The 22,676-nt window shown below is 70.6% G+C and carries 24 protein-coding genes; 11 read left to right on the forward strand and 13 right to left on the reverse strand.

Features of this window, described 5'->3' with window-relative positions; all coding sequences use genetic code 11:
* Positions 1 to 19: 19 nt before the first annotated feature.
* The 3 genes from E0F75_RS35780 to E0F75_RS35790 form a co-directional block, all read right to left on the reverse strand.
* On the reverse strand, positions 20 to 664 hold the full coding sequence (locus E0F75_RS35780; RefSeq protein ID WP_229315149.1) for a TetR/AcrR family transcriptional regulator: 645 nt from the start codon (positions 662 to 664) through the stop codon (positions 20 to 22).
* A gap of 106 nt (positions 665 to 770) precedes the next feature.
* A complete protein-coding gene (locus E0F75_RS35785) occupies positions 771 to 2,111 on the reverse strand; it encodes a dicarboxylate/amino acid:cation symporter (RefSeq protein WP_229315150.1) in 1,341 nt (446 codons plus the stop codon).
* Between the two features lie 374 nt (positions 2,112 to 2,485).
* The gene (locus tag E0F75_RS35790) at positions 2,486 to 2,746 is read right to left on the reverse strand and encodes a DUF4229 domain-containing protein (RefSeq protein ID WP_229315151.1); all 261 of its coding nucleotides are present in this window, start codon (positions 2,744 to 2,746) and stop codon (positions 2,486 to 2,488) included.
* Between the two features lie 166 nt (positions 2,747 to 2,912).
* On the opposite strand from E0F75_RS35790, the gene E0F75_RS35795 reads away from it, so the two are divergent.
* The gene (locus E0F75_RS35795) at positions 2,913 to 3,446 is read left to right on the forward strand and encodes a GNAT family N-acetyltransferase (protein ID WP_229315152.1); all 534 of its coding nucleotides are present in this window, start codon (positions 2,913 to 2,915) and stop codon (positions 3,444 to 3,446) included.
* Between the two features lie 130 nt (positions 3,447 to 3,576).
* Positions 3,577 to 4,458, forward strand: a complete 882-nt coding sequence (locus tag E0F75_RS35800) for an AraC family transcriptional regulator (protein ID WP_229315153.1) — start codon at positions 3,577 to 3,579, stop codon at positions 4,456 to 4,458.
* A gap of 46 nt (positions 4,459 to 4,504) precedes the next feature.
* Here E0F75_RS35800 and mqnE read toward each other — a convergent pair whose 3' ends face one another.
* A complete protein-coding gene (gene mqnE / locus E0F75_RS35805; protein ID WP_055600340.1) occupies positions 4,505 to 5,683 on the reverse strand; it encodes an aminofutalosine synthase MqnE in 1,179 nt (392 codons plus the stop codon).
* A 50-nt stretch (positions 5,684 to 5,733) separates the two neighbouring features.
* Positions 5,734 to 6,189 (reverse strand): Lrp/AsnC family transcriptional regulator, encoded by a 456-nt coding sequence (locus E0F75_RS35810; protein ID WP_030324379.1) that lies wholly within the window; start codon positions 6,187 to 6,189, stop codon positions 5,734 to 5,736.
* A gap of 113 nt (positions 6,190 to 6,302) precedes the next feature.
* On the opposite strand from E0F75_RS35810, the gene E0F75_RS35815 reads away from it, so the two are divergent.
* Complete coding sequence (locus E0F75_RS35815) at positions 6,303 to 6,440, forward strand: hypothetical protein (RefSeq protein ID WP_167537137.1); 138 nt, start codon at positions 6,303 to 6,305, stop codon at positions 6,438 to 6,440.
* Here the strand turns inward: E0F75_RS35815 and E0F75_RS35820 are convergent.
* The 3 genes from E0F75_RS35820 to E0F75_RS35830 all read right to left on the reverse strand — a co-directional run bounded on the left by E0F75_RS35820 (position 6,437) and on the right by E0F75_RS35830 (position 9,550).
* A complete protein-coding gene (locus tag E0F75_RS35820; RefSeq protein WP_229315209.1) occupies positions 6,437 to 7,108 on the reverse strand; it encodes a UbiX family flavin prenyltransferase in 672 nt (223 codons plus the stop codon). The two genes, E0F75_RS35815 and E0F75_RS35820, sit on opposite strands and share 4 nt — an antisense overlap.
* Positions 7,109 to 7,193: 85 nt before the next feature.
* A complete protein-coding gene (gene mqnP / locus E0F75_RS35825; protein WP_229315154.1) occupies positions 7,194 to 8,096 on the reverse strand; it encodes a menaquinone biosynthesis prenyltransferase MqnP in 903 nt (300 codons plus the stop codon).
* A complete protein-coding gene (locus tag E0F75_RS35830; RefSeq protein WP_229315155.1) occupies positions 8,093 to 9,550 on the reverse strand; it encodes a menaquinone biosynthesis decarboxylase in 1,458 nt (485 codons plus the stop codon). Before E0F75_RS35830 ends, mqnP begins: the two co-directional genes overlap by 4 nt.
* A gap of 89 nt (positions 9,551 to 9,639) precedes the next feature.
* On the opposite strand from E0F75_RS35830, the gene E0F75_RS35835 reads away from it, so the two are divergent.
* Together E0F75_RS35835 and E0F75_RS35840 are read left to right on the forward strand one after the other, a co-directional pair.
* Positions 9,640 to 10,008, forward strand: a complete 369-nt coding sequence (locus E0F75_RS35835; protein WP_229315156.1) for a PLD nuclease N-terminal domain-containing protein — start codon at positions 9,640 to 9,642, stop codon at positions 10,006 to 10,008.
* On the forward strand, positions 10,008 to 10,892 hold the full coding sequence (locus tag E0F75_RS35840) for a LysR family transcriptional regulator (protein ID WP_229315157.1): 885 nt from the start codon (positions 10,008 to 10,010) through the stop codon (positions 10,890 to 10,892). The genes E0F75_RS35835 and E0F75_RS35840 overlap by 1 nt, the downstream gene beginning before the upstream one ends.
* Here E0F75_RS35840 and E0F75_RS35845 read toward each other — a convergent pair.
* A complete protein-coding gene (locus tag E0F75_RS35845) occupies positions 10,795 to 11,724 on the reverse strand; it encodes a DMT family transporter (protein ID WP_229315158.1) in 930 nt (309 codons plus the stop codon). The two genes, E0F75_RS35840 and E0F75_RS35845, sit on opposite strands and share 98 nt — an antisense overlap.
* A gap of 137 nt (positions 11,725 to 11,861) precedes the next feature.
* The gene (locus tag E0F75_RS35850) at positions 11,862 to 12,053 is read right to left on the reverse strand and encodes a hypothetical protein (RefSeq protein WP_229315159.1); all 192 of its coding nucleotides are present in this window, start codon (positions 12,051 to 12,053) and stop codon (positions 11,862 to 11,864) included.
* 239 nt (positions 12,054 to 12,292) lie between these two features.
* On the opposite strand from E0F75_RS35850, the gene E0F75_RS35855 reads away from it, so the two are divergent.
* From E0F75_RS35855 to E0F75_RS35880, 6 genes are all read left to right on the forward strand, one after another.
* The gene (locus E0F75_RS35855; protein WP_229315160.1) at positions 12,293 to 12,745 is read left to right on the forward strand and encodes a nucleoside deaminase; all 453 of its coding nucleotides are present in this window, start codon (positions 12,293 to 12,295) and stop codon (positions 12,743 to 12,745) included.
* Positions 12,738 to 13,709 carry an isopenicillin N synthase family oxygenase gene (locus E0F75_RS35860; protein ID WP_229315161.1) on the forward strand — a complete coding sequence of 324 codons (972 nt, stop codon included), beginning with the start codon at positions 12,738 to 12,740 and terminating at the stop codon, positions 13,707 to 13,709. The genes E0F75_RS35855 and E0F75_RS35860 overlap by 8 nt, the downstream gene beginning before the upstream one ends.
* A gap of 109 nt (positions 13,710 to 13,818) precedes the next feature.
* Positions 13,819 to 14,631 (forward strand): TetR/AcrR family transcriptional regulator, encoded by an 813-nt coding sequence (locus E0F75_RS35865; RefSeq protein ID WP_229315162.1) that lies wholly within the window; start codon positions 13,819 to 13,821, stop codon positions 14,629 to 14,631.
* 97 nt (positions 14,632 to 14,728) lie between these two features.
* Positions 14,729 to 15,418, forward strand: coding sequence for a hypothetical protein (locus E0F75_RS35870; protein ID WP_229315163.1), 690 nt, complete (start codon positions 14,729 to 14,731; stop codon positions 15,416 to 15,418).
* 120 nt (positions 15,419 to 15,538) lie between these two features.
* Positions 15,539 to 17,632: a hypothetical protein gene (locus tag E0F75_RS35875; protein WP_229315213.1), complete on the forward strand. Its 2,094-nt coding sequence runs from the start codon at positions 15,539 to 15,541 to the stop codon at positions 17,630 to 17,632.
* A gap of 4 nt (positions 17,633 to 17,636) precedes the next feature.
* Positions 17,637 to 19,208: an ABC transporter substrate-binding protein gene (locus E0F75_RS35880; protein ID WP_229315164.1), complete on the forward strand. Its 1,572-nt coding sequence runs from the start codon at positions 17,637 to 17,639 to the stop codon at positions 19,206 to 19,208.
* Positions 19,209 to 19,214: 6 nt separating this feature from the next.
* Here E0F75_RS35880 and E0F75_RS35885 read toward each other — a convergent pair whose 3' ends face one another.
* Genes E0F75_RS35885 through E0F75_RS35895 form a run of 3 tightly spaced genes read right to left on the reverse strand, consistent with a single transcriptional unit; the run spans position 19,215 to position 22,672 of the window.
* Complete coding sequence (locus E0F75_RS35885; protein WP_229315165.1) at positions 19,215 to 19,748, reverse strand: SRPBCC domain-containing protein; 534 nt, start codon at positions 19,746 to 19,748, stop codon at positions 19,215 to 19,217.
* 57 nt (positions 19,749 to 19,805) lie between these two features.
* Entirely contained in the window at positions 19,806 to 20,891 is a 1,086-nt protein-coding gene (gene ccsB, locus E0F75_RS35890) for a c-type cytochrome biogenesis protein CcsB (protein WP_055599592.1), read from the reverse strand.
* Positions 20,888 to 22,672, reverse strand: a complete 1,785-nt coding sequence (locus E0F75_RS35895) for a cytochrome c biogenesis protein ResB (protein WP_229315166.1) — start codon at positions 22,670 to 22,672, stop codon at positions 20,888 to 20,890. The genes ccsB and E0F75_RS35895 overlap by 4 nt, the downstream gene beginning before the upstream one ends.
* Positions 22,673 to 22,676: the final 4 nt, after the last annotated feature.

Here is a 22,676-nt window from a genome sequence, read left to right on the forward strand (position 1 = left end):
CCTTACTGCGAGGTAAGCGTCAACGGGGAGACCAGCGCTCGCTTTTCATGAGGTTCCCCAGACCGGACCACGCGAAGTTCATCAGCGTCGCGGCCGCCTCCTTCGCCGTCACCCCCGGAGTCTCGTTGGCCCAGCTCGCCAGCGACTCGGCGGACCCGACGAGCGCCTGCGCGAGCGCGTCGACATCCCGCCCGGTGATCACGGCACCGCCCGGCGCCTCCAGCGCCGCCTCACCGATCAGACCCGCGACGAACGCCGTGATCTCGTCCCGCATCCGCGCCGCCTCCCCCGCGAACGGCTCACCCTGCGTCCGCGCCTGCCGGCTGAGCACCGTCCAGGAGTCCGGATGTTCGGCGGCGAAGGCGAAGAAGGCCATCAGCCCCGCCCACAACCGCTCGTCGGGCGGCGCGCTCCGATCGACGACCGCCTCGGCCACGACCCCGAGCAAGGCCTGCGCCTCCCGCCGGATCACCGCGGTGAAGAGCTCCTCCTTGGAGTGCAGATACAGGTAGACGAGCGGCTTCGACACCCCGGCCGACTCGGCGATCTCGTCCATGGAAGCCGCCTGGTACCCGTTCCGCGCGAAGCACCGCACGGCCGCGTCCACCATCTGCCGCTCCCGCACGGCCCGCGGCAACCGCCGCGCCCCAGCACCACCGGCCATGGCGGCCCACCCCTGCTCCCAAGATCCACTGGCTGCCCCGCCGAAAGCCTACGTGCCCCCTGCCCGACGGGGGCAGGGGGCACGGAGGGTGTGTGTGCGACGAGGGTCAGGCCGCGACCGCGACCTTCTCCTGGGTCTCGCGGGTGTCCACCAGGTCGTCGATGGGCGACGACGAGGCGTTCTCGTACGCCGTGAGGTCGAGGATCTTCTCGCGGGCGGAGACGATCACCGGGACGAGCGCCTGGCCGGCGACGTTCGTGGCCGTGCGCATCATGTCCAGGATCGGGTCGATCGCCATCAGGAGGCCGACGCCCTCCAGGGGGAGGCCCAGGGTGGAGAGGGTGAGGGTCAGCATGACCGTCGCGCCCGTCAGGCCGGCGGTGGCCGCCGAGCCGATGACCGAGACGAAGGCGATCAGCAGGTAGTCGCCGATGCCGAGCTGCACGTCGAAGATCTGCGCGATGAAGATCGCGGCGAGCGCCGGGTAGATCGCGGCGCAGCCGTCCATCTTGGTCGTCGCGCCGAACGGGACGGCGAAGGAGGCGTACTCCTTCGGGACGCCGAGGCGCTCGGTGACCTTCTGGGTGACCGGCATCGTGCCGACCGAGGAGCGGGAGACGAAGGCCAGCTGGATGGCCGGCCAGGCGCCCTTGTAGAACTGGATCGGGTTGACCTTGGCGACCGTCGCGAGCAGCAGCGGGTAGACGCCGAACATGACCAGGGCGCAGCCGATGTAGACGTCGGCGGTGAAGGTCGCGTACTTGCCGATCAGGTCCCAGCCGTAGTCGGCGATGGCGAAGCCGATGAGGCCGACGGTGCCGAGCGGGGCGAGGCGGATGACCCACCAGAGGGCCTTCTGGAGCAGTTCGAGGATCGACTCGGAGAGCGTGAGGATCGGCTTGGCCTTGTCGCCGAGCTTGAGGGCGGCGATGCCGGCGACTGCGGCCATGAAGACGATCTGAAGGACGTTCAGCTCGGTGAAGGGTGTGATGACGTCCGTCGGGATGATGCCGGTCAGGAAGTCGATCCAGGAGCCTTCGCGCTTCGGCAGCTTGCCGTCCTGCGGGGTGAGGCCGGTGCCGGCGCCCGGGTTGGTGATCAGGCCGATGGCGAGGCCGATGGCCACCGCGATCAGCGAGGTGATCATGAACCAGAGCAGGGTGCGGGTGGCGAGCCTGGCGGCGTTGTTCACCTTCCGCAGGTTGGTGATCGAGACCAGGATCGCGAAGAAGACGAGCGGGGCGACGGCCAGCTTCAGGAGCTGGACGAAGATGTCGCCGACCTGGCCGAGGGTCTCCTTCAGCCAGGAGACGTCCTGGCTGCGGGCGATCCAGCCGAGCAGGGCGCCGAGGACCAGACCGGCGATGATCTGGGCCCAGAAGGGGATCTTCGGTATGCGCGAGGAAGCGGGGGACTGCTTCTCGGGTGTGGTCGCGGACGCGGACACAGACACACTCCACAGGTGCGTATCGGGCAATACGGGACGGGGGTGCGGCACACACGCGTTTTCACGCGGGCCGCTGCATGATGCCGGGTCAGACCCCGCGGCAACAGACCGCGGACATACAGCGGCACAGATCGACGTGCAGGCGCGCCACGAGCGGGGTGCTCGCGGCATGGGAGGGGCGCACAACTGTCGTCATGTCGAACACGTTAACACTTGAACTTTGAGAACCTCAAAGCCCTTCTTTGAGGTAGACGGACCCCCCTTTCACCTCCGAAACGCAGAACGCCCCAGGCGGGAGCCTTGGAAGCTCCCGCCCGGGGCGGATGATCTGTGAGCAAGCTTACGCGGCCTTTACAGGCGGCGCGTGGGGTGGACTAGTCCTCCTGGGACCGGTTCGCCGCCAGACGGCCCTTCGCGCGGTCGACCTTCGCCACGACCTCGGCGCTCGCCTCGTCGCGCACCCTGCGCAGCAGGACGAAGCTCAGCGGGGCGGAGATGACGATGGCGAGGACGAGGACCCAGAGCAGGTTCGAGTCGCCGAGGCCGCGCGGCAGCACCTCGATGTAGACGAGACCCCACAGGGCGAGGAAGCATCCGGCGAAGATGCCGAGACGCATCAGCGTGTAGCGGAGCATGTCAGCCCACTCTTCCGTTCCGACGTTCCGAAAAGTTCCCAAGATCCCATACGGGACAAGAGCCCCTCCAGTGAAGCACGACCCCGGGGGCATCCCGGGGCCGGGCCTCTCGACCACCCCGGAGGTCCCTCTTGAGCGCCCCGCGAGTAATAGCTAAGATCGGCTCATGACCCTTACGTTTGAGGTGGATCCGGCGATCGACCCCGCCCTGCGCGACGGCGTGCTCTCCCTCTGGGCCGACGTCTCCAACGTCGGCGGCGCGGTCGGCTTCGTCCCGCCCGTAACTCCCGACGAGATCCGCCCCTCGCTGCTCAGGCACCTCGTCGCGATGAGCGAGGGCGGTACGCGGCTGCTCGTCGGCCGCGACGAGAACGGCGCGGTCGCCGCCACCGCGTTCTTCACCTTCAACACCCACCCCCTGATGCAGCACTGGGTGTGGCTCTACACGGTGATGGTCGACCCCCGGCACCAGGGCAGGGGATACGGCCGCGACCTCATGGCGGCGGTCGAGCACACCGCCCGTACCGCCGAGGGCTTCGAGGACATCGAGGCCGTGCGGCTGGCCTGCCGGGGCGGCACCGGAGTCGACGGCTTCTACGCCAAGTGCGGCTACAAGGAGGTCGGCCGCGTCCCCGACGCGATCCGGGTCGCCCCCGGAGACGACCGCGACGACATCATCATGCTGCTGCCGCTCACCTGACAGGACCGAACCGGACCGGACCCGGCCGCACCGGACGCGACCGGACCCGACCGGACCCGACACAGAATGTCGGGTCCGGGCTCCTGACCTCTTCCTACGGTGAGGACAAGGAAAGGGAAGGACGGATCACGTGCTGGAGCAGCTCAACCAGGCACTCGACCACATCGAGGAGCACCTCGTCACCGAGCTCCACGGCGACCTCGACCCGGCCGAACTCGCCCGGATCGCGACGACCTCGGAGCACCACTTCCGGCGCATGTTCTCGGCGCTCGCCGGCATGCCCCTGTCGGAGTACGTACGGCGCCGGCGGCTCACCGTCGCGGGCGCCGAGGTGCTCGCCGGGGAGCGGACGCTCCTGGAGATCGCGGTGCGCCACGGCTACGGCTCCGGGGAGGCCTTCGCCCGCGCGTTCCGCGCGGTGCACGGGGTCGGACCCGGCGAGGTCCGCCGCACGGGGGCCGCGCTCAACGCCCAGCCGCGGATGTCCTTCCGACTCGTCGTCGAAGGGAACAACAGCATGAAGTACCGCACCGTGGCCAAGGACGCCTTCCGGATCGTCGGCAGCAGGGCCCGGGTCCCCCTCGTGTACGAGGGGGAGAACCCGGCGATCGCCGCCCAGATCCGGGGCCTGGGCCAGGAGACCCTCGACCGGCTCGCGGGCCTGTCGACCGGGGCGCCCGCCGGGCTCGTCTCGGCCGTCGTCCACCTCACCTGCGACCGGGAGGAGGGCGCCGAACTCGACCATTGGTACGGCGTGACCGGCGCGCCGGACGCCGCCCCGGAGGGCTTCGAGACCCTCGACCTCCCGGCCGGGACCTGGGCGGTCTTCGAGAACGAGGGCCCCTACCCGCAAGCGCTCCAGTACCTGTGGCGGGACGTCTTCACCCTGTGGTTCCCGTCCAATCCGTACGAGAGCCGCCCCGGACCGGAGATCCTGTCGGTCCGGCCCTCGGCGGACTGGACGACGGCCGCGGCGGAGCTGTGGATCCCGGTGGAACACACGGCGGGATGAGAGAAGGGCCGGTGGGTGATCCCACCGGCCCTTCCTCTGCCCGTACTCAGAACCGCATCGCCTGCGGCGTCTCGCGCCGCTCCGCGTCCGGGCCCGGGTACTCGCGGATGATCTCGTACCGGGTGTTCCGCTCGACCGGGCGGAAGCCGGCGTCGCGGATCAGCTCCAGGAGGTCCTCGCGGCCCAGCTTGTTCGGCGTGCCGTAGTTGTCGGCGTCGTGCGTGATCTTGTACTCGACGACCGAGCCGTCCATGTCGTCGGCGCCGTGCTGGAGCGCGAGCTGCGCCGTCTGGACGCCGTGCATGACCCAGAAGACCTTGACGTGCGGCACGTTGTCGAAGAGGAGCCGGGAGACCGCGAAGGTCTTCAGGGCCTCGGCGCCGGTCGCCATGGTGGTGCGCGCCTGGAGCTTGTTGCGGACCTTGCCGTCCTGCATGTCGACGAAGTCGTGCTGGTAGCGCAGCGGGATGAAGACCTGGAAGCCGCCGGTCTCGTCCTGGAGCTCACGCAGCCGCAGCACGTGGTCCACGCGGTGACGGGGCTCCTCGATGTGCCCGTACAGCATGGTGCTGGGGGTCTTGAGCCCCTTCTCGTGCGCGAGGCGGTGGATCCGGGACCAGTCCTCCCAGTGGGTGCGGTGGTCCACGATGTGCTGCCGGACCTCCCAGTCGAAGATCTCCGCGCCGCCGCCGGTCAGGGACTCCAGACCGGCCTCGATGAGCTCGTCGAGGATGTCGGAGGCGGACATGCCGGAGATGGTCTCGAAGTGGTGGATCTCGGTGGCGGTGAAGGCCTTGAGCGAGACGTTCGGCAGGGCCTTCTTGAGCTCGGAGAGGGAGCGCGGGTAGTACCGCCAGGGCAGGTTGGGGTGCAGCCCGTTGACGATGTGCAGCTCGGTGAGGTTCTCGTTCTCCATCGCCTTCGCGAGGCGCACGGCCTCCTCGATGCGCATGGTGTACGCGTCCTTCTCGCCCGGCTTGCGCTGGAACGAGCAGTAGGCGCAGGAGGCGGTGCAGACGTTGGTCATGTTCAGATGCCGGTTGACATTGAAATGGACCACGTCGCCGTTCTTGCGGGTCCGGACCTCGTGGGCCAGACCGCCGAGCCAGGCGAGGTCGTCGGACTCGTACAGGGCGATGCCGTCCTCGCGGCTCAGCCGCTCACCGTCCCGGACCTTCTGCTCAAGTTCGCGCTTGAGGCCCACATCTTTGATAGATGCAGTCATGTACGGCCGCCTCCCAGGTCTGACAAGTTCCAAGCTCCCCAACCGTACTCTCAGCCCTCTTCGGGCAGCTCTCCGACCCGGTTCTCCCACTTCGTGGAGAGCACGATCGTCGTTCGGGTGCGGGAGACGCCCTTGGTGCCGCTGAGGCGGCGGATCGTCTTCTCCAGGCCGTCGACGTCGCTGACGCGCACCTTGAGCATGAACGAGTCGTCGCCGGCGATGAACCAGCAGTCCTCGATCTCGGCGAGGTCCTTGAGCCGGCGGGCCACGTCCTCGTGGTCGGCGGCGTCGGAGAGGGAGATGCCGATGAGGGCGGTGACGCCGAGGCCGAGCGAGGCGGCGTCGACGGTGGCGCGGTAGCCGGTGATGACTCCGGCCGCCTCAAGACGGTTGATGCGGTCGGTGACAGAGGGGCCGGAGAGCCCGACGAGCCGGCCGAGCTCGGCGTACGAGGCACGTCCGTTCTCGCGCAGAGCCTGGATGAGCTGCCTGTCCACGGCGTCCATAGGTATGAAGCCTTCCATTGTCCAGCGATACCGCGAGTTTAGGTATAGAATCTAAGGTACACAGGAGAGACGCCCTGTGAATCTTTCAACTGATCAAAGACGATCTTTCAGGAGTGGTGTTCACCGTGTACACGATCGAGATGGCCTACGCACGCATGCGCGAGCTGCAGGACCTGGCCAACCGCTCGCGTGCCCACCAGCCGACCGCCGCCTCGAAGCGTGCCGAGAAGAAGCACGCCAAGAAGCGCTAATCCGACCGGGGGGTCGCTCCACCGAGCTCTCCCTCCCACCGGCGGTACAGCCGATGCGGCACCCCTGCCGCGTCGAGCACCCGCCCGGCGACGAAGTCCACCAGATCCTGGATGTGCGTCGCCCCCGCGTAGAACGCCGGAGAGGCGGGCAGCACCACGGCTCCCGCCTCGTCCAGCGCCACCATGTGCTTGAGCGTCTGTCCGTTCAGCGGGGTCTCCCGCACGGCGACGACCAGCGGCCGCCGCTCCTTCAGCGTCACGCTCGCGGTCCGCTGGAGCAGGTCCTTCGAGAGCCCCAGTGCCACTCCCGCCACCGCCGCGGTCGAGGCCGGCACGACCAGCATCCCCTTCGCCGGGTACGACCCCGAGGACGGCCCCGCGGCCAGATCGCCGGCCGCCCAGTACCGCACGTCGCCGAGGGCGTCCGACACGTCGAAGGTGTCCGGCTTCCCGTCCGCGCCCCGCGCCAGCCAGGCCGCCAGGTCCTCGCGCCAGTGCGCGTCGCGGAAGGAGATGCCCGTCTCGTCGAGCAGCGTGAGCCGCGAGGCCCGCGACACGACGAGGTCGACGCTCTCCCCGGCGGCGAGGAGGCCCCGCAGTACGGCGGCGGCGTACGGCGTACCCGACGCCCCGGAAACCCCCACCACCCAGGGCCGACGACTCTTCATCTCCTGCGACTCCACGACAGAGAGCCTATCCGGCCGGGAAAAGCCAGGCCCGGGCGCGGCTCACCGCTTCGCCCCCGGGCGGGGGTTACGGGGTGAGCCCGCGGACCAGCAGGTCGAGGAGGGCGCACACGAACAGCGCCATTCCGATGAAGCCGTTCACCGTGAAGAACGCCCGGTTCAGGCGTGACAGGTCGTGCGGCCTCACGATCGAGTGCTCGTAACAGAAGGCGGCCACCACGATCACCAGGCCGACCCAGAAGAAGAGACCGGCGTCGGTGGCGAGGGCGTACCAGACGAGCAGCCCCGTGGTGACGACCGCGGAGGCGCGGGCGCCCCACAGCGCGGCCGGGATCCCGAAGCGCGCCGGTACGGACATGACGCCGTGGGCCCGGTCCGCCTGCACGTCCTGGCAGGCGAAGATCAGGTCGAAGCCGCCGATCCAGACGCCCACCGCGAGGCCCAGGAAGACCGCGTCCCAGGACCACTCGCCGGTCACCGCGAGCCAGGCGCCGATGGGCCCGATGGCCTGGGCGAGGCCCAGGATGGCGTGCGGGAAGTTGGTGAACCGCTTGCCGTACGGATAGACGACCATCGGGATGACGGCGAGCGGCGCGAGGGCCAGACAGAGCGGGTTGAGCAGGGCGGCGGCGCCGAGGAAGACGACGACGGCGATCCCGGCCCCGGTCCACGCCGACCGCACGGACACGGCACCGGTCACCAGCTCGCGGTTGGCGGTGCGCGGATTGCGCGCGTCGATCTCGCGGTCGATGATCCGGTTGCAGGCCATGGCGAAGGTCCGCAGCCCCACCATGCAGACGGTGACGAGGAACAGCGTCCACCAGTGGATGTTCCTGTCCACCTGGTACATCGCGGTGAGCGCGGCGGTGTACGCGAAGGGCAGCGCGAACACCGAGTGCTCGATCATCACGAGGCGCAGGAACGACTTCGTGCGCCCCGGCCGGGCGCCGGGCACGGCGGCCGTGGTCACAGCCCGTACTCCTTCCAGCGGCGGTCCACGAGGGCGGCCGTCGCCGGGTCCGACTCGACCATGTCCGGCCAGCCTCCGTCGCGGGTGTAGCCCTCCTCGGGCAGCTTCTTCGTGGCGTCGATGCCCGCCTTGCCGCCCCAGAACTGCTGGTAGGAGGCGTGGTCGAGGTGGTCGACCGGCCCCTCGACGACCGTGAGGTCACGGGCGTAGTCGGTGTTGCCGAGGGCCCGCCAGGACACCTCGTGCAGGTCGTGGACGTCGCAGTCCTTGTCGACCACGATGATCAGCTTGGTCAGCGACATCATGTGCGCGCCCCAGATGGCGTGCATGACCTTCTGCGCGTGCTTCGGGTACTTCTTGTCGATCGAGACGATCGCGCAGTTGTGGAAGCCGCCCGACTCCGGCAGGTGGTAGTCGACGATGTCCGGCACGATGATCTTGAGGAGCGGCAGGAAGAAGCGCTCCGTCGCACGGCCCAGCGGACCGTCCTCGGTCGGCGGCCGGCCGACGACGATCGACTGGAGCAGCGGACGCTTCCGCATCGTGATGCAGTCGATCTTCAGCGCGGGGAACGGCTCCTGCGGCGTGTAGAAACCGGTGTGGTCGCCGAAGGGCCCCTCCGGCAGCATCTCGCCCGGCTCCAGCCAGCCCTCGACGACGACCTCCGCCTGCGCGGGCACCTGGAGCGGGACGGTCTTGCAGTCGACCATCTCGATCCGCTTGCCCTGCACGAAGCCGGCGAAGAGGTACTCGTCGATGTCACCGGGCAGCGGGGCGGTCGAGGCGTACGTGACGGCCGGCGGGCAGCCGAAGGCGATCGCGACCGGCAGCCGCTCGCCCTTCGCGGCGGCGACGGCGTAGTGGTTGCGGCTGTCCTTGTGGATCTGCCAGTGCATGCCGATGGTGCGCTTGTCGTGCCGCTGGAGCCGGTAGAGCCCGAGGTTCCGGACCCCGGTCTCCGGGTGCTTCGTGTGCGTGAGGCCCAGGTTGAAGAAGGAGCCGCCGTCCTTGGGCCAGGTGAAGAGCGCGGGAAGAAGGTCGAGGTCGACGTCGTCCCCGGTGAGCACGACCTCCTGCACGGGTGCGGCGTCGGACTTCACCTTCTTCGGCGGCACGTGGACCATCGAGCCGAGCTTGCCGAAGGCCTCGCGGACACCGACGAAACCCTGCGGAAGCTCGGGCTTGAGCAGCCCGCCGATCTTCTCGCTGATCTCGCTGTACGACTTCAGGCCGAGGGCCTTGAGGAGTCGGCGGTCGGTCCCGAAGACGTTCATCGCGAGCGGCATCGAGGAGCCCTTGACGTTCTCGAAGAGAAGCGCCGGACCCCCCGCCTTGTTCACCCGGTCGACGATCTCCCCGACCTCCAGGTACGGGTCGACTTCGGCCTTGATGCGCTTGAGGTCGCCTTCGCGCTCGAGGGCCCTGAGCAGCGAGCGGAGATCGTCGTAAGCCATAGGGGCCAGTATCCGCCACGGGCTACGCTGGGACTGTCACCGGGGCGGTCGAAACGAGCCCCTTCACTGCTTCCAGGGGGCTGTCCCACATGCTCAGGGCGCTGCTGTTCATCGTCCCGCTGGCGCTGATGATCTACGCCTTCATCGACTGCCTGAACACCCCGGAAGAAGAGGTCAAGCACCTTCCGAAGCCGGTCTGGGCCATCGTCGTCCTGCTGTTCTCCGTGGTCGGCGCGATCGGCTGGATCGTCGCGGGCAAGGACCGGCGGCCGCGGACCCGGGGCGGTGCGGGCGGCTGGGTCGCTCCCGACGACAACCCCGAGTTCCTGAAGTCCCTCAAGGACGAGGGGCAGACCGGGCGGCCGGACGACGAGGACCTCAGGGCCCGGGAGGCGGACCTCCGCCGCCGCGAGGAAGAACTGAGGCGGCGCGAGCGCGGCGAGGACACCGAGAGCTGATGGAGCTCCGGCTCCTGGCCACCTTCGAGAAGGTCGCCGCCGTCCTCTCCTTCACCCGGGCCGCCGCCGAACTCGGTTACGCGCAGTCCAGCGTCACCGGTCAGATCCGGTCCCTGGAGTCCTCGCTCGGGGTGGAGCTCTTCGAGCGGCTCGGCAGCCGCATCCGGTTGACCGAGGCCGGGGAGCGGCTCCTGCCGTACGCCCGCCGCATGGGCGAGCTGGCCGAGGAGGCCCGTACCGCCGTCGCCGTCGCGGCCGAACCGGCCGGGACGATCGCCATCGGCACCATGGAATCCCTCACCTCCTACCGGCTGCCGCCGCTCCTGGAGTACTTCCACCACCGCTACCCGGGTGTACGCCTCACCCTGCGGCCCACCCTCGGCGACGAGACCCGGCAGGCGCTGCGGCAGGGCACGTACGACGTCGGCTTCCTGATGGAGCCCGACACCGAGCACGAGGGCCTGGAGTCGGAGGTCCTCGCGCCCGAGCCACTGGTCCTGGTGGCGGGTCCCGGCCATCCCCTGGTGGGGCGTACGGGGCTGACCGCCGCGGATGTGGCCGGGGCGCAGCTGGTGGGCACCGAGCCGGGCTGCCCGTACCGCGACCTCTTCGAGGCGGAGCTGCGGGAGTGGGCACCGCCGTTCATGGAGTTCGGCACGATCGAGGCGACCAAGCGCGGGGTGGCCGCGGGCCTCGGGGTGGCGCTGCTTCCCCGGGTGGCCGTCGCGGCGGAACTGTCGAACGGAGCTCTGGTGCCGCTGGCCTGGGAGGCCCCGTTCACCCTCTTCACCCAACTCGCGTGGCGACGGGGGAAGCGGCTTCCGGCGCATGTCCGTCTGTTCGTGGAGCAGGCGCGGCGACTGGTGTCCGAGCAGCGAGGGTGACCTTGAGGCTGGCGAGCACGATCAGCGGAACGCCGAGCGCCTGGACGAGCCCGATGTGATGCCCGTACGCGGCCCAGTCGACGCCCATGGCGACGGCGGGGTAGGTGAAGGCCAGCACGGCGATCTTGGCGGTGGGCAGCTTGGCGTAGGCGGCGTACATGAGGACGTACATCAGCCCGGTGTGGATGATCCCGAGCCCGGCGAGCCAGCCCCAGCCGGCGCCGAACCTCGACGCGGCGCCGAAGTCGGCGAACGGGAGCAGCAGCGGGATGCCGACCAGGACCTGGACGAGGGCGATCAGGTGCGGCCGTACGCCGGTGATCCGCTTGGTGACGATCGTCGACAGGGCGTAGAGGACGGCGGCGCCGAGCGCGAGCCCGAGGCCCTTGAGCGAGGCGGTGTCGCCGGGCCGTATCCCGGAGACGAGCACGAGCCCGGCGAACGCGACGGCGAGCCAGCCCAGCTTCGCGGCGGTGATCCGCTCCCGGAACAGCACGGCGCCGAACACCACCAGGAAGAACGGCTGCGTGTGGTAGACGACGGTGGCGAAGGAGATCGAGGTGGCCTCGTACGCCTCGAAGAGCAGCACCCAGTTGAAGACGATGAACACCCCGCCGAGCGCGGCGAGTCCGAACTTCCGCGGAGTGAGGCCGTGCCCGGTGAAGTAACCGCGCACCAGGCTGTACGCGCCGAGGGCGGCAGCCCCGAAGAGGCACCGGAAGAACACCACGTTGAAGGGGGACGCCCCCGACTCCACGACGAAGATGCCGAGGGTGCCGGAGAGCACCATGGCGAGGGTGAGTTCGACGGTTCCCCTGGTCTCGTTTCTCATGACGACGACGCTACGAGCGCCCCGGATCCGGGTCCACGAGCCAGTGGGGGGACCTGCCGATGGGGGCGATCGGCTGAGCCGATGGGGGGCCCGGACCGCTGCCGCGCGCGGCGGCGGGCGGCGGTCCGGGAGGAGGCTCAGTTGTCGGAGCCGACGGTGTTGTCGTGACCGGCGTTGAAGACGTCGTCGTGCGCGAACTGGAGCCAGTCGCCGAAGACGACGGTGTGCGAGGCCTCCGGCTCGAACTCGACGTGGACGTCGGCGCTCGCGATGCCGGCGGCGCCGAGGACGAGGGCACCGGTGGCGAGGACGGTCAGCAGGGAACGCATGGAGGACCTCTCGGTAGAGCGGCGGAACACTCCGCCGACCGGCGGAGCACCCCGCAAGCTAAGGCCACGGCCCGTCCGGCCTCCCGGCGCCGGGCCGGTGGCGCCCCGGCCCTCAGCCGATCGGCGGAGGCCCCTCCTGACCGTTCACGGCGAGGGGACCTTCGTCGCCGATCCGCTGCTGACGGACGAGGGCCACCGGCAGGTGTGACGACCCGGCTCCGGCGGGGAAGGCTCCCCGCATGGACCAGGAACAGGCCCGCAGGTGGCTCGCGACCGCCGTCGCCGAGGCCCGCGCCGGGCTCGCCGAGGGCGGGATCCCGATCGGGGCCGCGCTGTACGGGGCGGACGGCACGCTCCTCGGGCGCGGCCACAACCGGCGCGTGCAGGACGGGGACCCGTCGACGCACGCGGAGACCGCCGCCTTCCGGGCCGCGGGCCGGCAGCGCTCGTACCGGGGTACGACGATGGTGACGACCCTCTCGCCCTGCTGGTACTGCTCCGGTCTGGTGCGGCAGTTCGGGATCTCGCGGGTGGTCGTCGGGGAGGCGGAGACCTTCCACGGCGGGCACGACTGGCTGACGGAGCACGGGGTCGAGGTCCTCGTGCTGGACGACCCCGAATGCACGGCGCTGATGCGGGAGTTCATCGCCGAGCAGCCGGCTCTCTGGAACGAGGACATCGGCGATGAGTGACGAGACGAGCGCGGGGACGCGCGAGGAGGCGAGCCGCGGGACGAGCGACGAGAGCTCGCCCGCGGCGGCCCTCCCCACGATCGATCTGGCCCGCGACGCGGGCCCGCAGCTGCCCGCCGTCGACCGCGCCCTCCGCGAGGCCGGCTTCCTCCTCGTCACCGGCCACGGTGTCGACCCTGGACTGCGGGCCGGGATCCGCGCGGCCGCCCGCCGCTTCTTCCACCTCCCGCACGCCGTGAAGGAGCCGTACGCCGTGCGGGTCGGTGGCCGGGGCTGGCTCGGGCCCGGCGCGGAGGCCAACGGGTACGCGGAGGGTACGGCGACGCCGCCCGACCTGAAGGAGTCGCTGTCCTTCGCGGCGTACGAACCGACCGGCGACCCGGCCGTGGACGCCGAGTGGTTCCTGCCGAACACCTGGCCCGCCGAGGTCCCCGAGCTGAAGCCGCTGGTGGATGCGTATCTGGCACAGATGAAGACGCTCTCAGACCGGGTCCTGGACCTGCTCGGCGTGGCCCTCGGCGAGGAGCGGGACTTCTTCACCCGGCACACCGGACACCCCACGTTCGGCTTCAACATCAACTGGTACCCGGGGCGGGAGCGGACGGGCGAGCCGGAGCCGGGCCAGTTCCGCATCGGCCCGCACACGGACTTCGGCACGGTCACCGTCCTGGACCGGGAGGCCGGCAAGGGCGGCCTGCAGGTCTTCACGGACGCGGGCGGCTGGCAGGACGCCCCGTACGATCCGGCCGCCTTCACCGTCAACATCGGTGACCTGATGGCCGGTTGGACGGGTGGACGGTGGCGTTCGGGACGCCACCGGGTGCTTCCCCCGCCGGCCGACGTCCCCACGGAGGAGCTGATGTCGCTCGTGTACTTCTACGAGTGCACGCCCGGGACGACCATCCACGGCATCGAGTCGCACGGATACCTGCGGGCCCAGCTCGACGCGATCGCCACGGACTGACGGTTCCCCGCATCCGGTCGCGCCGACACACCCATGAGCCGTTGTTTATGTCGTACGCTATGTTTATCGCGTAAACCTGACGCGGTGAACCTGCCTACGGGAGAGGTCCATGCCTCGCGCAGCTCGTTCCGCCCGCTCCACCGGATCCACCGGCCCGGCCGACCTGGGCGCGGTCGCCGACCTGCTGTGGCGCGCCGATCCCGGACATCCCCAACGCGCCGAGGAGACCCGCCCCCGGCTCGGCGTCCGGCTGATCGTGAACACCGCGGTGGCCGTCGCCGACGCCGAGGGACTGGACGCGCTCTCGATGCAGCGCGTCGCCTCCGAGCTGGGCTGCAGCGCGATGGCGCTCTACCGGCACATCCCGAGCAAGGACCAGCTCGTCGCCGCGATGACCGACGCCGCCACGGGCCGCCCGCCCGCGCCGCCGTCCCCGGCCTCCTCAGCCTCACCGGACTCACCGGACTCACCGGACTCACCGGACTCACCGGACACACCGTGGCGCGCCGAGGTCGAGGCGTGGGTGGAAGCGCTGTGGAATCTCTATCTCGGCCACCCGTGGATGCTGCGCGCACCCACCCTGAGCGCACCGGTCGGGCCCAACGAACTGGCGTGGTTCGAGGCGCTCCTCAGCCCCCTCCACCGCGCCGGCCTCGACCGCCGGGAACTCATTCCGATCGCCACCTTCGTGTCCAGCGCCGTGCGCGATCTGGCGCGGGTGGCCACGGAACTCGACCCTGCGGGTGCCGCCGCGTACGGCGAGGTCCTGGCCCGGCGTCTGGACCCGACGCGCTTCCCCACCCTGTGCTCGCTCGCGGGCGAGGAAGGCCTCGACGAGGCGGAGGACGGCGATGTGACGCCGATCGTCCGCCACGGGATGCGGTTCCTGCTCGACGGCATCGAGGCCCGGATCAAGGCCTGAGCCGAAGCCCGGGTCGAGTCCCGAGCCGAAGCCCGAGTCGAGTCCCCAGTCGAGTCCCGATTCGAATCGACCCCCGTACGACGGAAGGAAGACCGACATGGATGACATCGCCATACGACGACTGATGAGCGTCTGCGGCATCGCCGCCGGCTTACTCGCCGCGGTCGGCGTCCCGCTCTACTTCGTGTACTCCGGAGCACCGCCCGCTTCGAACGTACTCGCCAGAATCCTGCTGAACATCCTCACCTGCGGCGCCCTCCTGGTCTTCCTGACGGGGCTGCGCCATCTGATCCGCACCGCGGGCGACGGCTACGAGTGGCTTGCGAGCCTGGTGTTCGGCTCCGGACTGGCCTACGTCGTCGTCACCCTGGTCGCCGCGTCGATCGAGGCGGGGACCGTTCTCGAACATCCCGACGGGACACTGGACCCGACCGTCGACGGCACACTGGCCCACGCCAACATGCTGCTGCACGGATCGGTCGCCCGACTCCTGACGGCGATCCTGCTGGCGGCCGCCGGATACGCGATCCTGCGCAGCGGGGTCCTGCCACGCTGGACCGGACGCCTCGCCCACGCCGTCGCACTCGTCAACATCGCGTTCGTGCCGTCCCTGTTCTTCGGCACCGACGCCGCCGACTTCTACAGCGCCGTCGGCTGGGGCAACACCGCCCTGACCGCCGCGCTGGTCGTCTACTGGGCCCTGGCCGTCGGGATCGCGGTCAGGCCGCGCTCCTCCCGGCACCGGCCGACGCCGACACCACCGCGGCACGGCACCCGCCTCGCCTGAGGACACGCCTTCGCAACGACTCGAAAGCAGAGTCGAAAAGCCCACCGCATTCCCAACATGCCGTCGATATCCTGGAGTTGGATGTGACGGGGGTAACGGGGGCAACGGGGGTGGCGGGTCGTGGACAGGGAGCTGTACGGCCGCGAGGCGGCCTTGCACGATGCCGGACTGGTCGCGCGCCTCAGCGGCCTCACGAAGCACGGCGCCTCCCGGGTGCCGTTCGAGCACGGTGACGATCCGCCGGTCACCGTCTTCACCGGCGGGCGCGGTACGGGCAAGACCGCCCTGCTCAAGGAGGTCCGCAACCGCTACAAGGGGTACACACCGCTGGCGCTCCTCGACTGCGCGCACATCGAGCCGCCCGCCGACCACGGCCCCGGCTGGACCCCGCTCACCGGGGCCCTCGCCGAGCTCGCCGTACAACTGTCGCCGAAGGTGCTCGGCGCACGGCCGGTGAAGTTCCCCCGGGTGTCGCTCGGGCTCGTCGCGGTCGCCTCGCTGGGCTGGTCGCAGGAGGACGACGAGCGGGCCCGGCGCGACCTCCAGCGACTCGGGCCGCTGCTCGCGACCGTCGACCCCACCAGGGGCGCGGCCACCCACTGGGTCGGCAAGGTGCTCGCCAAGCTGGCCGCCACGTTCGCCGAGGCCACCGTCCCGCTCGCCGGGCTGCTTGCCGAGGCGACCGTGGAGACCGTCCTCGAGGAGGTGTTCGGCCGCCTCCAGCGCACCTCGGAGAGCTGGTACGGCACCTATCGCAACGCCGGCGGACGCGGCAAGGCGGGGCTCCAGCAGCTCGCGATCGACTTCGAGCAGGGCGGCCGGCGCCGCGCCGAGGCCGAGGGCTTCCTCGTCGGCGCGCTGACCGAGGACCTCCTCCACCCGTACGTGGGGATCCGGCGCGGCGGCCGGATCGGCCGCCCGCTGGTCCTCCTCGACAACGCCCACGAACCGCTCGGCCGGCAGCTCGTCGAACCGATCCTGCGCTCCCGCGCCGAGGGCCGCCGGGACCGGGTCGTCGTCCTCGCCACCTCCCGGGTCCGCGAGCACGAGGGGTTGCGCAACGCCACCAGGACCCGGCTGCCGGAGACCGCGCACCGGGCGCCGAGCCCGCGCGACTCCCGCGTCGGCTCCGGCATCCTCGCCGTGGAGCTCACGCCGCTCTCCCCCTCCCAGACCCGCTCCGCCTTCGACCACCACGACCCGGCCGGCCGGACGCCCACCGAACTCTCCCGCGCCGTCCACCGGTTGACCGGCGGCCGCCCCCTCGGCGTCGCCCTCCTCGGCCGGGCCGCCGGAGAGGCCCCGGAGCATCTGCGGGCCGGGCTCACCCCGGGCGGGCTGCTCGACCTGACCGTGGAACTCCGCGAGGACACCCCGCCGGTGCCCGTCGCCCCCACCCTCCTCGCCGAACTCCTCCCGGTGCGGCGGCCCGGCCCGTACGCCGTGCTCGCCGCCGCCCACGACGAGGAGTCCGCCCGGATGCTCGCCCACGCCCGGCTCCAGGGCGAGTCCCTGGACGGAGACGTGGCGCTGCGCGTCCGCGACCAACTGCGCTCCGAGGACTGGGCCGCCTCGGAACCGGGCTCGGGCCACTTCGTCGCCGACCCGCTCCTGCGCGCCCTGCTCCTGCACCGCCTCCGCTTCGAGGACGGCGATCATCCCCGGTACGCGGCCTGGCACGCCGTCCACGAGACCCTGCACCGGTACTACGGTCCCGAGCCCGGCCCGTACCGCCTCCATCACGACCTGGCCCTCGGCCGCACCGAGGAGGCCGTCACACAGCTGCGGCTCACCTTCCCGGAGCAGGACGTCCTCGGCTGGCTGGCGCGGCTGCGGTTCATCGGCTCCGCCCCGTACCCCCGCGAGCACGGCCGGACCGGTCAGGACCCGCGCCGGACGATCGCCCTCGGCCGGCGACCGCCGGCAGGCACGAGAGGCGGAGCGGCCGACGATCTCCCTCCCGGACTCGACCACGACACCACCGAACTCCACCTGTCCGTACGGCGACTGCTGCACGCCGTATGGCTGCTGACCGATCCGCTCGCACTGCCCGACGACGAGGTGGCCGACCGCCTCGCGCACGAACTGCGCCGGCTCTCCGGCCGTCATCTGACGGGCAGCGGTTCGCTCTGGGACGCGGCCACCCACTGGCCGCGCGACATCCGTGCCTGGCGGGAGCTGTCGCTGCCGCCGGGCCGCGAGGACGGAGTCTGACGCCATGCCCGACCGCCCGACCGCCCCGCGCATCGGCCGACCGCTCGACCGGCTGCGGCGGCGCGTCCGCACCCCCCGCCAGAAGCTCGTCGCGTCCGTCGTCACCGCCGCCGTCGTCCTGGGACTCGGCGGGTACGCCGTCGCCCGGCTCACCACCCCGGAGGACCGTTCCTGCGCCGCGGGGGTCGAAAGACCGGAGGGCAGCGGCGAATGCGTCGGCGTCAACGGCGACGGCCACGCCTTCGGCGTACCCGAACTCGCGGAGGTCGCCCGGGCCATCGGCGCCGAGAACGCCGCGCTCAAGCCCGGCGAGTACGCCACCGTCGCCGTCCTCCTGCCGCTGACCTCCACCGACAGCGGCATGCGGGTCAAGGTGCTGCACGAGGTCCAGGGCGCGTACGCCTACCAGTACCGGGCCAACCACGAGTCCAACAGCGAGACCCCGAAGATCCGCCTCGTCCTCGCCAACACCGGCAAGGGCAACGCCCACTGGCGCGGCACCGTCGACCGGCTGATCGCCATGACCGGCGCCCCCGACCGGCTGCGGGCCGTCTCCGGCGTCGCCACCTCCTCCACCGAGGTACGCGAGTCGGTGACCGCCCTCACCGGCGCCGGGATCGCCGTCGTCGGCACCACCATCACCGCCGACGACATCGCCAACGGCCCGGGCCCCGGACACAACCGCTACCCCGGCCTCGCCCGCGTCTCCCCCACCAACAACGACGAGGCCAAGGCCCTCGCGAACTTCGGCCGCGTCGACGCCGCCAAGGCCCTCCTCGTCCAGGACACCCGCAGCGGCGACCACTACACCGACACCCTCAAGTCCGCGTTCGCCGCGTCCCTCAAGGGCGCGCCCTACGAGCCGCAGCTCTTCACCTCGCCCGCCGATCCCACCGACGAGGGCACCACCGCCAACACCTTCCGCCAGATCACCCATCTGATCTGCGACACCCGCGCCGAGACGGTCTTCTTCGCGGGCCGCCACACCCAGCTGCGCCAGTTCATCAACGCGCTCGGCTCGCGCGGCTGCCTCGACCGCGCCTTCACGATCCTGACCGGTGACGAGGGCTCGTACCTGGGCGCGGACGAGCAGCTCGACCGGAACGCCCTGAAGGCGAAGCTGACCGTGCGGTACGCGGCGCTCGCCCACCCGGACGCGTGGAAGCAGGCGGCGGGGCGGAAGGTCCCGGCGACGGGCGGTTCGGTGGTGGCGTACTCGACCTTCGTGACGGACATCGCCCGCGCCTCGAAGAAGCCGGTGCCGCTCACGGACGGCCAGGCGATCGTCGCGTACGACGCGATGGCGACGGCGGTGCACGCGATCCGCCAGGCGACCCCGCAGGGCTCCCAGTACCCGGAGCTCGCCGACGTGGTCACCCAGTGGCCGCAGGTCAAGGGCTCACTGCGGGTGCAGGGCGCGAGCGGCTGGATCTGCCTGGACAACTACGGGAACCCGTACAACAAGGCGGTCCCGATCGTGGAACTTGCCCAGGACGGCACCCAGCGCTTCGTCCAGATCGCCTGGCCGGAGGGGAAACCGCCGTCCACTTCCTGCTTGCCGCCGAAGCGGGGGTAGCGGCGCCTACGGCACCCACTTGGGCCAGGGCGCTTCATCCAGCTCGTAGAGGCCCCGCAGGTGCTGCCACCGCTCGGGCGACCACGCGGCCCAGTCGGACGGACGCCCGTCCAGGGCCGCGGCGAGCCGCTCGAAGTGCTCGTGCCACCCCGCGAGACGGTCCAGCCGGTACTCCCGGTCCGCCCGCAGTTCGTTCGTGAAACGCAGCACGGTCGACCCGCCGCCCCCGGGCGCCCCCGGTTCCAGATGGAACCGGATGCGTCCGTGCGTCGGATCGACCGTGTACTCGGCCACGTACTCGGGGTCCCAGGCGGTCACCCGCCCCGACACCACCGTGTCGCCGCCCTGCCAGCGGAGGGTGACCCGGCCGCCGAGCCGGGGTTCCAGCGGGTCCGCCGCGCAGAGCCAGCCCTCCAGGCCCTCGGGGGTGGCGACGGCCTCCCAGACCTCGGACAGCGGATGGGCCAGCTCGACGGCGAACCGCAGCAGGTGCGCGTCCCCGTCGTGGGTCTCGCACCTGCCCCGGGGTATCTCGCTCATACCTCAAGCGTCACCCAGGGGCAGGCCTGCTGCCAGCTCAGACGGCCCGGTGCCGGCTCAGACGCCGGCGTACGAGTGCTTGCTGTTCACGAAGATGTTCACGCCGTAGTAGTTGAACAGGAAGCAGGCGAAGGCGATGAGCGCGATGTACGCGGCCTTCCGCCCCTTCCAGCCGGCCGTCGCGCGCGCGTGCAGGTACGCGGCGTAACCGACCCAGGTGATGAAGGACCAGACCTCCTTGGCGTCCCAGCCCCAGTAGCGGCCCCACGCGTCGCCGGCCCAGATCGCGCCCGCGATGATCGTGAAGGTCCAGAGCGGGAAGACGGCCGCGTTGACCCGGTACGAGAACTTGTCGAGCGAGGCCGCCGAGGGCAGCCGCTCCATGACGGATCGGGCGAAGGCACCCGGGTTCCCGCCGGTCGCGAGCTTGTTCTCGTACGAGTCACGGAAGAGGTACAGCAGGGTGGCGGTGGCGCCCAGGTAGAAGACCGCGCCGCAGAAGATCGCGGTGGAGACGTGGATCCACAGCCAGTACGAGTCGAGCGCGGGGACCAGCTGGTCACTGGGGGTCTTCAGCCAGGTGGTGGCCATGCCCAGGTCGAGCAGGACCGTGGTGACCAGCGGCAGGCCGAGCCAGCGCACGTTCTTCTTGGCGACGAGGAAGCCGAGGTACGCGCCGACCGCCACCGTCGAGAAGGTGGTGGAGAACTCGTACATGTTGCCCCAGGGGGCCCGCTGCACGGAGAGCGCCCGGGTGACCACGCCCGACGCCTCGACCAGGAAGGCGAGGACGGTGAGCGAGACGGCGATGCGGCCGTACAGATCGCCCTTGACCGTGCCGCCGGCGGCGCCGGGGCCGTCCGGGACGTCACGGGTGCCGGCCGCGGAACGGGTGACGACCTTCGGCTTCTCCAGGACGGCCGTGCCACCGGCCGCCTGCTTGACCTGGACGGTCACGGCGGAGGTGGCGGCCGAGGCGCGGGAGGTGAGCGCGGCGGCGGTACGGCCGACCTTGCTGCGGCTGCCCAGCACCCACTCGGCGATGTGGGCGAAGAAGGCCAGGGTGTAGACGGCCATCGAGGAGTAGATGAGCAGGTCGCTCATCCGCGCCAGGCTCTCGTTGGTCGTGGCGGCGAGGATCACTTGTCGGCCTCTCCAGAAGGGGCAGGGTCTTCGGATACGGCGGGGGGTGCCGCCTCAGCTGGTACGGCCTCCGGATCGGCGTCCGGCACCGGCGGCGCGTCCGCCGTGAGCGCGACCGCGAGGTCGCCCAGCTCCTCCGGCAGCTTCGCGGACTCGCTGCGGCCCAGGCCGGCCATCTCGACGACGGTCACGCCGTCCTCACCGCGCACGGCCCGGACCCAGACGCGACGCCGCTGGATGAAGAGCGAACCGGTCAGACCGGCGATCGCGGCGATCGCGCCCGCGAGGGCGAGCCCGTTGCCGGGCTGCTGCGAGATCTGGAAGCTCGCCCACTCCTTGACGTCCTTCTCGAAGGTGATCGAGCCGGCGCCGTCGGGCAGCGTCATGGTCTCGCCGGGCAGCATCCGCTGCGCGAGCTTGTTGCCGGACGTGTCCATGAACTGCTTCATCTTGGACTTGTCGAGCTGGTACACGTTCTGCGGCAGCCCCGAGTTGACCCGCAGGTCGCCGTGGAACCCGGTGAGCGCCATGACGGGGAACTCCAGCGCCGGGAACTGGGAGAACATCGTGCCCTTGCCGGCGCCCGCGAACGTCGGCACGAAGAAGGCCTGGAAGCCCAGCTGCTCCTTCTTCCCGTTCTTGTCGCGGTAGCCGTCCATCACCTTGATGGCGCCGGTGGACGTGATGTTGTTGTCGATGGGGAGCAGCGGCACGGCGCCCTGGAAGACGACCTTGCCGTGGCCGTCCTTGACGGTGACGACGGGCGCGTAGCCGTGGGCGATCAGATAGACCTTGGAGTCGCCCACCTTGAGCGGCTCGTTGACCCGGATGACGGCCTTCCTGTCCGTACCGCCCTGCGAGTAGGAGACCTTCGCCTCGAAGGTGCGGGGCGTGCCGCGCTGGGGGCCGTTCTTCTCGTACGTGCCGTCGAAGGCGTCGAGCTTGAAGCTGAACGGCTCCAGCTCGTCGATGCCGAACTGGGAGCCGGACTTGAAGTCGTCGTACTGGGTGAGCGTGTTGGAGAAGCCGTCGCCCTCGACGATCAGCTTGCCGCCCTCGGACTTGAAGAGCTGGCCCCAGGCGAAGGCGACGAGCATGACGATCAGGGCGACGTGGAAGGCCAGGTTGCCGGCCTCGCGCAGGTAGCCCTTCTCGGCCGCGATCGCGTTCCCCGCCGTATGAGCGCGGAAGCGGCGTCCCTTGAGCAAGGTGAGCGCGGCCGCACGGACCTGCTCGGGCTCGGCCTCGGTGCGCCACGTGGTGTACGCGGGGAGCCGGTCGAGGCGCTTGGGGGCGCTTGGCGGGCGACTGCGGAGCTGGCCGACGAACTGCCAGCTGCGGGGCACGATGCAGCCGATGAGGGAGACGAACAGCAGTATGTAGATCGCGGAGAACCACACGGAGCTGTAGACGTCGAAGAACTGGAGCTTCTCGTACAGCGGCGTCAGCGTCTTGTGGGCGTCCTTGAAGGCCTGCGCCTTCAGCTCGTCCACGCTGGTCTGCGGGATGAGGGAGCCGGGGACGGCGCCGAGGGAGAGCATGAAGAGCAGGATCAGCGCGACCCTCATGGAGGTCAGCTGCCGCCAGAACCAGCGGGTCCAGCCGATGACACCGAGGGTGGGGCCGCCGATGCCGGGCGTCTCGGCGCGGTCGTCGATGGGGGCGGTGGACAGCTGCGCCCCGGCCTCACCGAGGTTCTCCTGCTGCTCCGTGTCCGTCGTGCCGGAGGTGTCCGTCGTACCGGAGGTGTCCGTCGTACCGGACGTGTCGGTCGTGCTCATGGAA

This window comes from Streptomyces sp. CB02980 (assembly GCF_014451325.2).
Classification (GTDB): domain Bacteria; phylum Actinomycetota; class Actinomycetes; order Streptomycetales; family Streptomycetaceae; genus Streptomyces.